14 protein-coding genes are annotated in these 14,418 nt (G+C 70.2%); 10 read left to right on the forward strand and 4 right to left on the reverse strand.

Annotated elements, in window-relative coordinates:
• The first annotated feature begins 132 nt into the window (after positions 1-132).
• The 6 genes from ABN034_RS07255 to ABN034_RS07280 all read left to right on the forward strand — a co-directional run bounded on the left by ABN034_RS07255 (position 133) and on the right by ABN034_RS07280 (position 6,257).
• Positions 133-1,140, forward strand: a complete 1,008-nt coding sequence (locus ABN034_RS07255) for a Gfo/Idh/MocA family protein (RefSeq protein ID WP_349690217.1) — start codon at positions 133-135, stop codon at positions 1,138-1,140.
• Positions 1,141-1,187: 47 nt separating this feature from the next.
• Positions 1,188-2,324 (forward strand): ABC transporter ATP-binding protein, encoded by a 1,137-nt coding sequence (locus tag ABN034_RS07260; protein ID WP_349690218.1) that lies wholly within the window; start codon positions 1,188-1,190, stop codon positions 2,322-2,324.
• Positions 2,314-3,138 carry an ABC transporter permease gene (locus tag ABN034_RS07265; RefSeq protein WP_349690219.1) on the forward strand — a complete coding sequence of 275 codons (825 nt, stop codon included), beginning with the start codon at positions 2,314-2,316 and terminating at the stop codon, positions 3,136-3,138. Before ABN034_RS07260 ends, ABN034_RS07265 begins: the two co-directional genes overlap by 11 nt.
• Before the next feature lie 30 nt (positions 3,139-3,168).
• Entirely contained in the window at positions 3,169-4,284 is a 1,116-nt protein-coding gene (locus tag ABN034_RS07270) for a sensor histidine kinase (protein WP_349690220.1), read from the forward strand.
• On the forward strand, positions 4,281-4,934 hold the full coding sequence (locus tag ABN034_RS07275) for a response regulator transcription factor (RefSeq protein ID WP_349690221.1): 654 nt from the start codon (positions 4,281-4,283) through the stop codon (positions 4,932-4,934). Before ABN034_RS07270 ends, ABN034_RS07275 begins: the two co-directional genes overlap by 4 nt.
• 123 nt (positions 4,935-5,057) lie before the next feature.
• The gene (locus tag ABN034_RS07280) at positions 5,058-6,257 is read left to right on the forward strand and encodes a glycerophosphodiester phosphodiesterase (protein WP_349690222.1); all 1,200 of its coding nucleotides are present in this window, start codon (positions 5,058-5,060) and stop codon (positions 6,255-6,257) included.
• A 128-nt stretch (positions 6,258-6,385) separates the two neighbouring features.
• On the opposite strand, the gene ABN034_RS07285 is transcribed toward ABN034_RS07280, so the two are convergent.
• The gene (locus ABN034_RS07285; RefSeq protein WP_349690223.1) at positions 6,386-7,432 is read right to left on the reverse strand and encodes an ArsR/SmtB family transcription factor; all 1,047 of its coding nucleotides are present in this window, start codon (positions 7,430-7,432) and stop codon (positions 6,386-6,388) included.
• A 142-nt stretch (positions 7,433-7,574) separates the two neighbouring features.
• Here ABN034_RS07285 and ABN034_RS07290 point away from each other — a divergent pair, with 142 nt between their 5' ends.
• From ABN034_RS07290 to ABN034_RS07305, 4 genes are all read left to right on the forward strand, one after another.
• On the forward strand, positions 7,575-8,786 hold the full coding sequence (locus ABN034_RS07290) for an MFS transporter (protein ID WP_349690224.1): 1,212 nt from the start codon (positions 7,575-7,577) through the stop codon (positions 8,784-8,786).
• 233 nt (positions 8,787-9,019) lie between these two features.
• Positions 9,020-9,706 carry an RNA polymerase sigma factor gene (locus ABN034_RS07295; RefSeq protein ID WP_349690225.1) on the forward strand — a complete coding sequence of 229 codons (687 nt, stop codon included), beginning with the start codon at positions 9,020-9,022 and terminating at the stop codon, positions 9,704-9,706.
• Positions 9,696-10,517, forward strand: coding sequence for a hypothetical protein (locus ABN034_RS07300; RefSeq protein ID WP_349690226.1), 822 nt, complete (start codon positions 9,696-9,698; stop codon positions 10,515-10,517). The genes ABN034_RS07295 and ABN034_RS07300 overlap by 11 nt, the downstream gene beginning before the upstream one ends.
• Before the next feature lie 135 nt (positions 10,518-10,652).
• A complete protein-coding gene (locus ABN034_RS07305; protein WP_349690227.1) occupies positions 10,653-11,426 on the forward strand; it encodes a hypothetical protein in 774 nt (257 codons plus the stop codon).
• A 118-nt stretch (positions 11,427-11,544) separates the two neighbouring features.
• On the opposite strand, the gene ABN034_RS07310 is transcribed toward ABN034_RS07305, so the two are convergent.
• From ABN034_RS07310 to ABN034_RS07320, 3 genes are all read right to left on the reverse strand, one after another.
• Positions 11,545-11,748, reverse strand: a complete 204-nt coding sequence (locus ABN034_RS07310) for a cold-shock protein (protein WP_349330971.1) — start codon at positions 11,746-11,748, stop codon at positions 11,545-11,547.
• A 335-nt stretch (positions 11,749-12,083) separates the two neighbouring features.
• Entirely contained in the window at positions 12,084-12,929 is an 846-nt protein-coding gene (locus ABN034_RS07315) for an alpha/beta fold hydrolase (RefSeq protein WP_349690228.1), read from the reverse strand.
• Between the two features lie 107 nt (positions 12,930-13,036).
• A complete protein-coding gene (locus ABN034_RS07320) occupies positions 13,037-14,203 on the reverse strand; it encodes an enolase C-terminal domain-like protein (RefSeq protein WP_349690229.1) in 1,167 nt (388 codons plus the stop codon).
• Positions 14,204-14,418: the final 215 nt, after the last annotated feature.

The raw sequence follows: 14,418 nt of genomic DNA on the forward strand, positions 1-14,418 counted from the left end.
GCCGCCCCTCCCGCGAGATGGACTGACCGGTCCAGGACCGCCCTGTGGCCGGGCCGTGTTCCGCGGGCGGGATGTGTGGAAAGGTTTCCACACATCTGTGTCCTGGACCGAACGACAGATGTGGGAGGGCCGATGGGACGGCTTCGGGTCGGCGTCGTCGGGTGTGGGGGAGCCGCGACGGGGCACGCGCAGACGATGGCCAGTACGGCGGAGTTCGAGATCGTCGCGCTGGCCGAGCCCAGCCAGTCGAATCTCGAGCTGTTCCGATCGCGGGTTCCGATGGTGGCGGAGGTCCCGTCCTTCGCCTCCGCCGAGGAGATGTTCGAGGCGGTCGAGTTGGACGCCATCACGGTCGTCACTCCCCACACACTGCACTTCCCGATCGTGATGAGCGCGATCAAGCGGGGCTTGCACGTGCTGTGCGAGAAGCCCCTCACGTGTGCGGCGAGAGAGGCGCGGGAGATCGAGGCGGCGGCCGAGGCGGCGGGCGTCACCGTGATGGTGCGGTACCAGCGCCGCTTCGATCCTGCGTACACCTTCATGCGGGAGACGATCGCGGGCGGCGAGCTGGGTGAGCTGCGTTCGATCATCATCACGTGCGGGCAGCGGTGGCTGACAGGCACGGCCGGCACGTGGCGGCAGGATCCGGCGCTGTCCGGCGGCGGCATGCTGATGGACAGCGGCTCCCACCTGGCCGACATGCTGCTCTGGCTCGTCGACCGGCCGGTGGCGTCGGTGTCGGCCCTTGTCGACCAGGTGGGCTCGCCCGTCGACATCAACACCACCGCGACCGTCGCCTTCGCCGGCGGCGTCCAGGGGCAGCTCGCCGTCGTGGGCGACCTGGCGACGACCTGGATGGAAACCGTCGTCGTCTCCGGGTCGGCTGGGCTGCTGCGCTACGAGGTGGAGCCGCAGCATCCGTGGCGGACGGGGCGGGTGACGTTCGCGCGGGGGAGGTCGATCGAGCAGCGGCTGGACCTTCCGCGCACGCCCGACCTGCACGAGGCCTGGTGGTCCGCGATCAACGGGGAGACGCCGAACCCGGCGCCGCCGGCGGCCGGCCTACGGGTCGCCGAGCTGAGTGAGGCCATCTACCGGTCGGCCAGCCTCGGCGAGACCGTCCACCTCGACGGTCGATAGCGGCGGGTCCATCCCGCGCGAGCGGCTGCACCCAGGCGGTGTCGTTCATGATCATGCGTGGGAACCTGTGGTTTCTGGCGCTGGGGAACGCCCCTTTCCCACGCATGATCATGAACCGGGCACCGCCTCAGTGGGTTCGTACGCCGGGCGGACGTACGTACGCCTGCGACCCGCTGCGTACGCCCCCGCGTGGTCAGGCGGCCGACCGCTACGTCGAGTGGCGTAGCGACGGAGCCGCTTCCCGAGGGACGCTCGCCGAGGCAGGATCGGGGAGCCTCGATGGCATGAGAAATCCCGTCGAGACCACCGCGCTGACCAAGCGCTACGGCCGTACGCCGGCGGTCGAGGAGCTCAGCCTGACCGTCCAGCCGGGCGAGGTCTACGGCTTCCTCGGCCCGAACGGCGCCGGCAAGACCACGACCCTGCGGATGCTGCTCGGACTCGTCCGACCCACGAAGGGCAGCCTGCGGCTGTTCGGCCACCCGCCCGGAGCAGGTCACCTCGACCGGGTGGGGGCGCTGATCGAGGGTCCGGCGTTCTATCCGTACCTCTCCGGCCGGGACAACCTGAGGGTGCTGGCCCGCCACGCGGGTGTCGCCCCACGCCGCGTCGACGCCGTGCTCGAGACGGTCGACCTGGCTGAGCGGGCGCGGGACCGCTACGCGAAGTACTCGCTCGGCATGAAGCAGCGCCTCGGCCTCGCCGCGGCCCTGCTGAAGGACCCTGACCTGCTGATCCTCGACGAACCGACGAACGGCCTGGACCCGACCGGGATGGCCGACATGCGTGTCACCCTCCGCAGACTGGCCGACGCCGGCCGGACGGTGCTGCTGTCGAGCCACCTGCTCGGTGAAGTCCAACAGATCTGCGACCGCGTGGGCGTGATCTCGCGCGGCCGGCTGGTGGCGGAGACGACCGTCGCCGATCTGGGCAGCGGTGGCGCTCTCCGCATCGTCGCCGACCCGCTCGACGTGGCGCGCGATCTCGTCGCGTCGCTCGCCGGCCCGGACCTCGTACGCGTCGACGGCGAAGCGCTGGCGGTGGACATCGACGCCGCCAAGGCCGCCTGGATCAACACCGAACTCGTCCAGGCCGGGATCTCGGTCAGCGAGGTCCGCTGGAGCGAGCCTGACCTCGAAAAGATCTTCCTCGAGCTGACAGGAGAGCCGACCCATGTGGGGTAACGTCCGCGCCGAACTCGCCAAGCAGGTGCGCCGGCCCGCCGCCTGGCTGCTGCTGGCCATCGGTGTGCTGCTGAGCCTGACGTTCGCCTATCTCATTCCGTACGCCGGTTATGCCGGTGGCACCTCGGGCCCGCCGAACAGCGACCGTGGGCTGGCCGCCATGGTGCCGGATGCGTTCGTCGGGAACGCGATCGGCGGAACGCCCGTCTTCGTCGGGGCGCTCGCGCTGATCTTCGGGGTCCTCGTGACGGGCAGCGAGTACGCATGGGAGACATGGAAGACCGTCTTCGCGCAGGGGCCGTCCCGGTGGAGTGCGTACGCCGCCAAGCTGGTGACGGTCGCCGCCGGGTCGCTCGTCCTCGTCGGCGCGCTCGTCTGCGTGTCCGCCGCCGCCAGCGCCCTCGTCGCCGTCGTGGAGGACCAACCGCTCCACTGGCCGAGTGCGACCGACATCGCGCTCGGAGTGGGCGCCGGCTGGCTGGTCACGATGATGTGGGCCGCGTTCGGCGTGCTGCTGGCCGTCCTGCTGCGGTCGGTGGCGCTGCCGGTCGGGCTCGGACTGGTGTGGCTGCTCGCGATCCAGAACCTGCTCGCCGCCATTGCGGCACCCCTGCTGGACTGGGTGGCGGAACTGCAGAAGGGCCTCCCCGGTCCGAACGCCGGTTCCCTCGTCGCGACGCTCGGCGCATCGTCGGACACGCCAGGGGTGGCCGAGCTCGTCGGGTCGGGCCAGGCGACCCTCGTGGTCACGGCGTACCTGCTGGCGTTCACGATGGTCGGTGGCTGGCTCCTGCATCGCCGCGACATCGGGTAGCACCGGACATCCAGTGAGGACTGCGGACAGATGAGACTCTCGAGATCGCTGATCGGCGACATCGCCCTCGCGCTCGTGCTCACCGTGGTCGGGCTCGCCGGGACAACGTCGGCGAATGCGTTCATGTCGCCCGACCGCCCGATCGACGCCGTGGGCTTCGGCCTGGTGATCGCCACTGCACTCGTCCTGTCCGTACGGCGGCGGTGGCCGCTCGTCACGCTGGCGGTGGCGACGCTGTGCTCGTCGACCTATCTCGTGCTCGGGTATACGTACGGACCGATCCTCTTCTCGTTCTTCGTCGCGGTCTACACGGTGGCCCGGCATCTGCCGCTCGCGCGGGCCTGGCCGCCGTGCGCCGCTGCCCTGGTGATCCTGCTGGCGCACATCTTCACCAACAGTGCGTCGCTGCCGGGGTTGCTCGGCGTCATCCCCGGTTCCGCGTGGGTGGTGGTGCCGTTCGCGATCGGCGTGACCGTACGCCTGACCCGTGAGGCAGCGGCTCAGGCCCGGGCCGAGACGGTCCGCCAGCACGTCGACGAGGAGCGGCTGCGGGTGGCGCAGGAGGTGCACGACGTGGTCGGCCACGGGCTCGCGGCCATCAAGATGCAGGCCGACGTCGCCCTGCACGTCCTGCCGAAGCGCCCCGAGCAGGCGGAGGTCGCGTTGAACGCGATCAGCCGGACCAGCACCGCGGCCCTCGACGAGCTCCGCGCCACACTGGCGGTCGTCCGAAGGACCGGAGCGGATGCCGACCGGACACCCGCACCCGGTCTGGAGCGGCTCGACGAGCTTCGCCAACGCATGAGCGACGCCGGAGTCGACATCCACCTGGAAACCGACGGCGAGCGCCGCGCCCTTCCGGCGGCCGTCGAACTGGCCGGTTACCGGGTCGTCCAGGAGTCGCTGACGAACGTCCTCCGGCACGGCGCGGCGAAGGTTGCCACCGTGCGGATCGGTTACCAGACTGACGCCGTGACGCTGGCGATCTCCAACCCCGCGGGAGCCGTACGCAGCCGCGGCGGTGGGCTCGGCATCCCAGGTATGCGGGAGCGCGTCGAGGCACTCGGCGGGGAGTTCACCGCCGGACCCACCGACGATGGACAGTTCATGGTGCGGGCGTCGATCCCGACAGGAGGTGCGGCGTGATCAGGGTGCTGATCGTCGACGACCAGGATCTGGTCCGGTTGGGCCTGCAGACACTGGTGGACAACGAGGACGACCTGGATTTCGTGGGCGAGGCCGGTGACGGGCTCGGTGCCGTTGCCGCCGCACGGGAACATCGGCCCGACGTCATCCTGATGGACATCCGGATGCCCGGCGTCGACGGGCTCGAGGCGACCCGGCGGATCTGTGCCGATCCCGAGCTGGCGGGTACGAAGGTGATCGTGTTGACGACGTTCGAACTCGACGAGTACGTCTTCGACGCGTTGCGCTACGGCGCGAGCGGCTTCCTGCTCAAGGACACCAAGCCGAGCGAGCTGCTGCAGGCGATCCGGCTCGTGGCCGAGGGAGGCGCGCTGCTGTCGCCGTCGGTGACGCGGCGGGTGGTGCGGGAGTTCGCGTCCCGGTCACCCCGCGCGGTGAAGCCGCACCCGCAGCTCGACACCCTCACCGACCGCGAACGGGAGATCGTCGGCCTGGTCGGCGAGGGACTCAGCAACGACGAGATCGCGGAGCGGTTGGTCGTGAGCCCGGCGACCGCGCGTACCCACGTCAGCCGGGCGATGATCAAGCTCGCCGCGCGGGACCGCGCCCAGCTCGTGGTGTTCGCCTACCAGTCCGGCCTCGTCAGCTAGTGGCCAGAGAGCCGCAAATGACCACGCTGCCCATGCGTTCGGAACCTGGGATAGGTATCGGCACCTGTCCAGCTACCAGGGGCCTGCTCAGCGTGGTCATTTGCACGAGCAGGGGAGATGTCGGTGATTGCTGCGCACCGAGGCGCGTCCGGTGACGCACCGGAGAACACCTCTGCCGCATTCGAGGAGGCGCTCGCCCAGGGTGCCGACGTCATCGAACTCGACGTACGACGGACCGCGGACGGGGAGCTGGTCGTCTTCCACGACGCGAACCTGAGGCGGACAACTGACGCCACGCGGGTGTTTCCTGATCGTGCACCGTGGCGGGTGCGTGACTTCACCCTTGCCGAGCTGCGGCGCCTCGACGCCGGTGGCTGGAACGACGAGCGGTTCGCCGGTCAACGGATTCCCACGCTGGACGAGACGATCGACCTCGTGGGCGACCGCGCCCGGCTGCTGATCGAAATGAAGCGACCGTCGCAGGACGAGGGCATGGTCGCCGCAGTGGCGGCGTGCCTCGACCGGCATGGTCGCGGCGGTCCGCTCGAGGCCTCCGGTGACAGTGGCAGGTTCGTGGTGGCGTCGATCGAACGAGAGTATGCGTTTCGCTACAAGGAACTTCGTCCCGAGGTAACGGTGGCGGCGTTGACGGTACGCGCGGACACGGACCTGGCGGAGCTGGAAAGGATCGCCCAGTACGCCGCGTTCATCGGCACGGGGCAGGCGCGGTTCCCGCCGGAGCAGGTCGAACGCGTCCAGGCTCTCGGTCTCGGTGTCCTCACCAACACGAGCACGGCCGCGGACGTGCGCGAGATGATGCCGCTCGGTATCGACGGCGTGATCACGGACCATCCGGGCCGGATGGTCACGGCGCTGCGGGAGGAGCGGGCGGTCTGGATCGAGGTCGAGTCGCTGGAGCCAGGGTGCCGGTCCAGCTGTCCGGTGGAAGTCCAACCCAACAAGGGAATGAACGGCGGCAAGTGGTCGGGCGACGCCCAGCTGCTCGTGCGGGCGACGGGCCCTGGCGACACGGCGGAGGTCGCCTTCGACACGAGTGGACTCGGATCCCGCAACCTCGGGTTGACGCTGGGCGGATCGCCCGCCGGAGGCATCCATCAGCTCTCGCTCGACGGTGAACCGCTCGGCCCGCCTGTCGACACCTACCGTGGCTCGGTGGCTCGGCAGACGCTGACCTTCCCCCATCTCGTCCTGGCCGAGGGTGCGCACGTGCTCCACGCCCTCGTGACGGGGCGGCATTCCTCCTCGACCGGGTTCGACCTCGGCCTCGACGTCCTGGAGCTCCGCGCGGCAGTGGCCAGGTAGCTGGAACGCGACCGCGACACCCCGCCCGACAACGCGCGGAAGATGCTGGAGTAGGGGTGAACCCCGACTCTGCGGGCCCGCTCGTCAGCTGGTGTGAGCCTCCTGCTCAGCTGGTGTGGGCCTGCTCGTCAGCGGGACACCGCCCGCTCGCAGGTCCTCCAGGCCGCTTCGTCGTGGTGGTCTGGGCCGGCCAGCAGGTGGTCGCCCAGAGGGGTACGCATGGAGAGCACCTCGCGTCCGACCCGCTGGGAACGGACCAACCCGGCCGAGCGCAAGGCGGCGAGCTGCTGGGCCACGTGACCGGCGGCGATGCCGAGCTCACCAGCCGCCGCGGTCGTCGACACCGGTCGGGACAGGGCCGCGAGCAACCGGGCCCGCGTGCGTCCGAGCACCGCGACGATCGGTGCCGGGACACCCTGGCGCGGCTCCCACACCTGGGGCACGTCGTGGGCGCGGTACCACACGGTTGGTGGGCTCGGCGGATCCGTCGCGCCCCCCAGCCGATGACCGGCGAAGACCGACGGCATGAGGACGAGGCCCTCGTCGTTCATCGAGACCTCGGCTGAGAAGGGCCGGCGTACCTCGAGGGTGTCCCGTCGCCAGCGCACACCGTCGGGCAGTCCGGCGAACGCGAGGCCCGGCCCACCCCGCGCCAACGCCCGTGCGCGGCGGGCGACGTCGGCCTCCAGACATGCCCGGATTCGCGGCCAGTCAGCCCGTAGGGCGACGTCCCAGAATGCCGCGAGCTCCTCGGCCGCGCGGTCCCGGACGAGCCCGGGCGCCCGGATCAGGGCACGGGCCTCCGCCCACCGATGCCGGCTGGTGCCGGGCGTGAACCAGTGCTGGATCAGTCCGAGCTCGGTGCGTACGCGCGTCAGGGGAGTACGCCGGACAGCGGACAGCTCGGCGTCGATCGACTGCGGCTCCCGGCCCGCGGGCGGAGCGAGGAAGTCGGGCGTGTAGTTGTGCGGTGGGATCAGGGCGTAGAGAAACCGCAGGTCCAGGTCGGATCTGTCGATGGCCTGCTGAGTCACGCGACGCCACGAGGCGTAGACCGGATGGTTGGCGCGGGTCAACGGATGCAGGAGCCGCAGAGCGTTGCGGGCTTCGAGAAGCGGCGAGTAGCCGAACCTGGTCTCGGCCAATGACGTCGCGGTGAAGACGTACCGGATCACAGCTGATGATTCTGCCTCAGCAGAATCATTGGATTCCACCGGCGCCGGAACCAACGATTTCTCGTTGCCGCACGACTGTCTGACTCTCTGGGGAGAGATCGTGTCCACACCGTCCGCGCCACCTCGGCACCGTCCTGGCTGGATGCGTGCCCTCATCGCCGTCGTCGTCATCGACATGGTTGGCAGCGGGCTGTACCTGCCCGTGTCGCTGCTGTACTTCACCAAGGTCGCCGGGATCTCGTTGGCGACGACGGGACTGTGCCTGTCGGCGGCGCAGCTCCTCACCCTGCCGCTCCCACTGCTTGTCGGTCGCCTCGTGGACCGGTTCGGATCCCGCGCGGTCGTGCTCTGCGGGCTCCTTCTGCAGGCCAGCGGCTTCGCCGGCTTCCTCCTGGTCAGCGAGGCCGTCGCCCTGTTCGTCGCAGCGGGCCTGGCGGCGGTCGGGCAGCGCACGTACTGGTCGTCCATCTTCACGCTGATCGCCGACCTGGCGTCCTCGGCCGACCGCGACCATGCCTATGCGAAATCCAGCGCCGCGCAGAACGCCGGAGTCGGTGTGGGCGCGCTCCTCGCCGCGGCATTGCTGGCGGTCGGCGACGAGTCGGTGTTCCGCCTGGTGATCGTCCTCGACGCCGCGACCTTCGCCCTGTCGGCGCTGGTCCTGTGGCTCCGGATTCCACGCCGTACGCACGACAGCGGACCTTCCTCGTCGGCGGGCCGGGCGTCCGTGGGCGGCCCACTGCGGGACCGACCGTTCCTCGTCCTGGTCGCGGCCAACACGGTTTTCGCCTTGTGCAGTGGGCTTCTCGGGCTCAGCCTGCCGGTGTACGTCGATCACCTGCTCGGCAAGGCGAGCTGGGCAGTCGGCGTACTGCTGGCGCTGAACACGGCCGCGCTCGCGCTCTGCCAGACCGTGGTGGTGAAGCGACTCGCCGGGCGCCGGCGTACGCGGGTGATGTTCGTCGCGGGCCTCGGCTGGGCGGGCTGGGGTGTCCTGATGGCGACCATGTTCGCGATCCCGGTCGAGTGGGTGGTGGTGGCGCTGTTTCCCGTCACGATCCTCTACACCGTGGCGGAGTTGCTGCACGCGCCCGCGTCGAACGCACTCGCGTCGGAACTGGGCCCGGAACGGGAGCGCGGCAGGTACATGTCGACGTTCCAGTTCTCGTTCGCGCTCAGCGGTGTCGTGGCGCCGGCGTTCTTCACCCAGCTGTTCAGCTGGCAGCCGGTCGCGCTGTGGCTGATCGTCTGCGTGGCGGCGCTGGCGGCGGGGCTGGCCGTGGTGGCGCTGGAGTCACGGCTGCCGGCCGAGGCCGTCGGCGCGCGGTCCGCAGAGTCCACGCCGGTCGGCTGACCGGCCCCGCGCAGCTGGCGGCTGCCCGCCGCAACCATCCGGTCAGCCGCGCCAGCTCCGTGACCCGGCCGCACAGGCGTCCCCACTCCGAGCCGCATCTGGCGCCACGGGAACCCGCTGTCGGGCGGCGGTGTAGGACAGGGCAGTGGTGCCATCGGGAGCCGGCAGGCATCCTGAGCCGGAGGCACCGTCAGGAGGTCCGCATCACCGATCCCGCGGAGGCCGCCGAGCAGGTGGTCATCGCCCGCGTACGTTCCGGCGACCGGGAGGCGTACGCGGACCTCGTACGCCGTCATTCGGCGATCGCCCACCGGACCGCCGTGCTGCTGGGCGCGGGATCCGACGCGGACGACGTCGTGCAGATCGCGTTCGTCAAGGCCTATCGGGCGCTGGGCGGTTTCCGCGCCGGTTCGGCGTTCCGCCCCTGGCTCCTGCGGATCGTCGCGAACGAGACGAGAAACGCGGTACGCGCGGCGAAGCGGCGCCGGGACGCGACGCTGCGTTCGGTGGAGGGTCTGGACGATGCGGCTCCAGATCCGGCGAGCGACGTGCTGTCCAGCGAACGCCGGGCGACACTCCTCGCCGCCGTAAGAGAGCTGCCGGATCCGCAGCGCCGCGCGGTGGTCTGCCGGTATCTCCTGGAGCTCGATGAGGAGGAGACATCCACGGTGCTCGGTTGGCCGCGCGGGACGGTGAAGTCCCGGCTGCATCGCGCGCTGGGTCGCCTGCGTACCCGCCTGACCGAGACCAACGATCCGCGGCCGGCCGCCGTGACCGCCGTGACCGCCGTGACCCCCACCGAAGCCGCAGAGCCGCGGCATGCCGCCGGTCCGGACCGTCAGGCGCCGGAAGCATCGTTGGTGGACGCGCCGTCGACGGAGACGTACGACGATGCGAAGGAGGCCGGCCATGGGACCTGACCTCCCGCCAAGCGGCCGGCTTCCGGCCGATGAACTCGGCGGGCGACCCGGCGACGGGTTGGCCGACGACCTTCGCGTCCTCGGTCGTACGATCCACACTCCCGCACCGGACGGCGACGCCCTCGCCGCTGCCGTCATGGAACGGCTGGCGGCAGAACCCGCCCCGACCGGCCACCGGGGTCGGCTGCGGGCCTGGGCAGCGGCCTGGACGGAGCCGATCCGGGCGGTCCTGCGCGAGCCCCGACGCGTGGCCGTCGTCGCCGCCACCGCACTGGTGGTGGCGCTCGCGCTGACGCCGCCCGTACGCGCGACCGTGGCGGAGTGGTTCGGTTTCGGCGTGGTCGTTCGCCCCGGACCACGGGTCCCCTCGGCGCCGCCGCCGCCGTCTGCCACGGGATCGCTCACCATGAAAGACGCGGCGCGGCTGGTGCGGTTCATCCCTGTCGTGCCCCGCGCGCTCGGTACACCGGACAAGGTCGACGTCGCTTCGGACGGCCGGCTGCTGTCGCTCAGCTGGAGCAGTTCCGGCGGCACACGGCGCCTGGACGAGTTCGAGGGGCAGTTGGCGCCGATGTTCGTCAAGTCGGTCAGCAGGGGCGAAGCGGAGTACGTCGACCTGGACGGGCGTACCGCACTGTGGTTCCCCACGCCACACGAGGTCGCACTCATCGACGAGGCGGGAGCAGAACGCACCGAGTCGGCGCGTCCCGCGGGTCCCACGCTGGTGTGGGAGTCGAGCGGTGTCACCCTCCGCCTCGAGGGCGTGGCCGACAAGCGGCGCGCGATCGAGATCGCCCGGTCAGCGTCCTGAACGCGAGCCGTGCCGCGAGCGGCGTCACGGTGAATGGCGCCGCGGGCCTGGGCGATGCGGGATCCGGGAACGCGGGGACGGGGAGCGGTGTAGCACTGGCGTCTGACCACGCCGCGGTCATCGAAGGAGCCACTCATGTCCCGCTCCACGTACGCATCCACACACCCTGTCCGTCGCGCGCGCGGCCTGGTCCTCGCTCTGGTGGGCGCGATGGTGGGCCTTCTCGCACTCGGGCCGGGGACGGCACACGCTGGCGGACCGACGAGCGTCCTCGTCGTCTCGCCGCAGAAGGGCGTCACGGCATCGGCGTACCACTCCGACGACGAGTACGCGCTCCTGACCCGCGCACTCGACGAGAGTCCCGTCGCGCAGAAGGGCGCACCTGTCGATCAGGTCCTGGACCCGGGTGGTTCACAGATCAACGTCACCTGGCTCATGCACGACATCTCCATCTGGCGGCTGGACCGCATCCTGGTCGATACCGAGAAGGGAGTGTGGATCAACACCCGGGAAGCGTGGGAAGGCGACCTGGTTGACCTGGACGGGGCCGGGGTGTGGCACCGTTCGCCGGATCCGGAGGGGCTTCTCGCGCTGCTGGGAAGCTGGGGGATGCTCGACGGGACGGCAAGCCTCCCGGTCGAGTCCGTCCCCCAACCGGCCGACGAGGCTGCCGCCGACGAGGTTGCCAGTCCGGCTAACCCCGGCGGTGCCAGGAACGAGAACGTGAACGGACTCAACGTGCCGAGCGGTACCCGCGACAGTGGCGTGCTCGGCATGTGGTGGCTCGCGCTTCCGGCACTCCTCCTGGGCGCACTCGGCGGAGCGCTCGGCAGGCCGGCTGCGAGTCGTCTTGTCCGCAGGGCACAGGCCCGCGCCTTCGGACCGCGCCAGCACCTGATCGATGCGTGACGTCGCCGACGGTGGAGGGCCGCAAACCGTCACCGCACGAAACCCCCTTCGACCGCTGGCATGAAAAACCGCGCCCTCACCAGCTGGCAAGGGCGCGGTCTTCGCGGTCGTCAGGTGCTCAGACGAGGCGGATGTTCTCCGCCTGGGGGCCCTTCTGGCCCTGCGCGACGTCGAACTCCACCTTCTGGCCCTCGGCCAGCTCACGGAAGCCCTGGGCCTGGATGTTGGAGTAGTGGGCAAAGACGTCGGCGCCGCCGCCGTCCGGCTCGATGAAGCCGAAGCCCTTGTCACCGTTGAACCACTTCACTGTGCCTGTCGCCATCGCTGTCTCCTTCAGGGTGGCAGTGCCGGCTTCGCACGGTGCGAGCCGGTGTCGCTGCGTTGTTCGACCCTCCGGAGAAAGGTCCGGATAAACAGAAATGCGCCCGTTGGTGAGTAACCAGCAGGCGCACACAAACGTTCATGGGAACCACAACTGCAACTTGTGCCCACCGTAGCACGCTACGAGTTGGCGTCTCGCCGAACGGGTCAGATCCGCGCGGCGTCGCGCCGGCGCGGGCGGCGCCGCGGGACCGTCCGAAAGTCAACGAGCGCCCGGGCGTGTCGTTTCGTCGGACAGTGAATCCGGGTCGGTCGGAGCAAGCGAAACCCGTTCGCCTACGTCGCCAGGCCGGCCAGGATCGCGGCCGTGTCCTCCGGGTGGACGAGGAACCGAACGTGGCTGCTGTCGAGGGAGTGCACGTCGAACTGGTTGTCCGGCGTCAGTGCGTCCGCCTCGGCGATGAAGCGGTCCTGGAGACCGATCGGTATGGCGGCATCGCGGGTGAGTCGGATGTACGTACGCCGAACGCGGCCCCAGGTGTCAGCCTGCGCACGCGCGTCGTCCCCACCGACGTCGAGATTCTCATCCGGCTCCAGCGTGTTGAGGTAGGCGAGGAACTCGGCCCCGGTGCAGTCGTCCGCGAGCACGGCCTTCAGTCTGGCCAGCTTGTCGGGGTCGGCCATCCGGAAACTCTGCCGGATCACGCCGAGTTTCCTCGGATCCCCGACGAGAGCCGTGTTGGTCTCGTTGAGACTCGGTGGTCCGTGCTCGGGGGTTGATGCGTAGTCCATCGGCGCCAGGTCGACGCAGCACCAGGCAGAGACGTAGACGATCCGGTCGATCAGGGCCGGAACCGTATTGCCGACGCCGGTCAGCGTGAGGCCGCCGCGGCTGTGTCCGACCAGGATGACTGGCCCGTGCTCGGCGGCGCGGCGTACGACCTCGCAGACGTGCTCCACGTTGTCGGCGAGGGTGACCCCACTGAGTGTCGTCGGCGCCGCGGCCAGGGCGGCGAGGTCCTGCGGCGCCTGGTAGGCGGGCGAGAACGCGGCCTGGAAACCATGGCCGGGCAGGTCGACGGCGAGCGAGCGGTGCCCGCGCAGTGCGAGCTCGCGTTGCATCGGTGCCCAGCTGAACGAATTGCCGAACGCGCCGTGCACCAGGACGAAAGTCGGTTCCATGCAGGACAGTCTGGCAACCGCACGCGCGGCGCCTTCCGCGCAGGTGGTGCGGGTACGCACCCGAGGTGAGCAGCCTGCGATGCGCACCTCGCCGGCCGCAGGCATTGCTACAACGTACGGATGTCGTCGATGCGCGACTCGTCGAACGCGATGCCGAATCCCGGCTCCGGCCCGAGCGTGATCCGGCCGTCCACCGGCGTGGGAATCGCCTGTTCGAAGTGGAGTTTGAACGGCATGAACTCCAGCAGGTACTCGACTCTCGGGCAGATGCTCGGCGGCTGGCTTGCCACGCCGTGCAGCGCCGCCCGGATGCCATGACCGTGCGGGATGACCGGCACGCCGTGCAGCGATCCGACGGTGCAGATGCGGACGAGCTCGGACACCCCGCCACACCATTCGGGGTCGGACTGCAGGATCGAGACGGCTTCGGCCGCGAGGTAGCGCTGCGCCTCCCACCTGCCGTAGAGGTGCTCGCCGGCGGAGATGGGGACCTCGGACTCCCGGTTGAGGGTCGCCGTCGCCTCCAGCTGGTCGGGTGGCAGCGGCTCCTCGAGCCAGTACGGACGGAACTGCCCGGCCCGGCGCAGCCATTCCCGTGCGTACGGCAGGTTCCAACTCATGAACGCGTCGAACATCAGCTCCACGTCCTCGCCCACGGCCGTACGCAGTCGGCGGGCGAGGTCGACGTTGGCCGCCATGCCGGAGGGCCCGTCACCAGGGCCGTAGGCGAAGAACCACTTCTGGTGCGCGAACCCGGCGTCGGCCAGCGCTCGGGCCCGGTCCTCGGCGGCGCCCTCGTCGAGCGACGTGCCGAGGGTACTGGCGTAGGCCTCGACGGTCGCGGCCCGCGGTCCGCCGAGGAGTTCGTAGACGGGAACGCCGTGCAGCCGGCCGGCAAGGTCCCACAGGGCGTTGTCGACCGCGCTGATCGCCATCATCGGGTAGCTCGACCGCGAGTGCCGGTCACGGCGGTTCATCTGGTCCCACACGATCGCGATCGCGCGCGGGTCCTTGCCGATGAGGAAGTCGCGCAGCTCGTTGGTCACGACGGTGGATGCCGGCCGGTCGACGGGTCCGTAGAGACCGAGGTGGTCGCCGGCGCGGATCTGGAGGTAGTCGGCCTCCTGGACGCCCGGGTCGGCCGAGCGGCTCTGCCACCGAGACGTCGGCGCGTGCTGGGGGTAGTGCGCGAGGGGCCTGCTCTGCCGGTACCACGAAGGCCGCTCGGGTGCCGGGCCGCGCAGTCGCAGGATCTCCACCGCGGTGATCTTCATTCGACGCCCGCCTCCTCACTCCAGCGAGCGACAGAGGCGCCGCACGCTTCTGGCCGGTCGACCCTACGCCGACGCTGGTGGACCAGGTCTCGCAGCGCGAGCCAACCGCAGAGAATCTTTACTCTTTGCTTTCGGTCAGGGACTTGACGTGATCGACTTCTCGGTCGACGCTACGGGGCAGGGATGGGCCCGGCGGCTTTGAGACGCACCGCCGT

This window comes from Actinopolymorpha sp. B11F2 (assembly GCF_040195635.1).
Lineage (GTDB): Bacteria > Actinomycetota > Actinomycetes > Propionibacteriales > Actinopolymorphaceae > Thermasporomyces.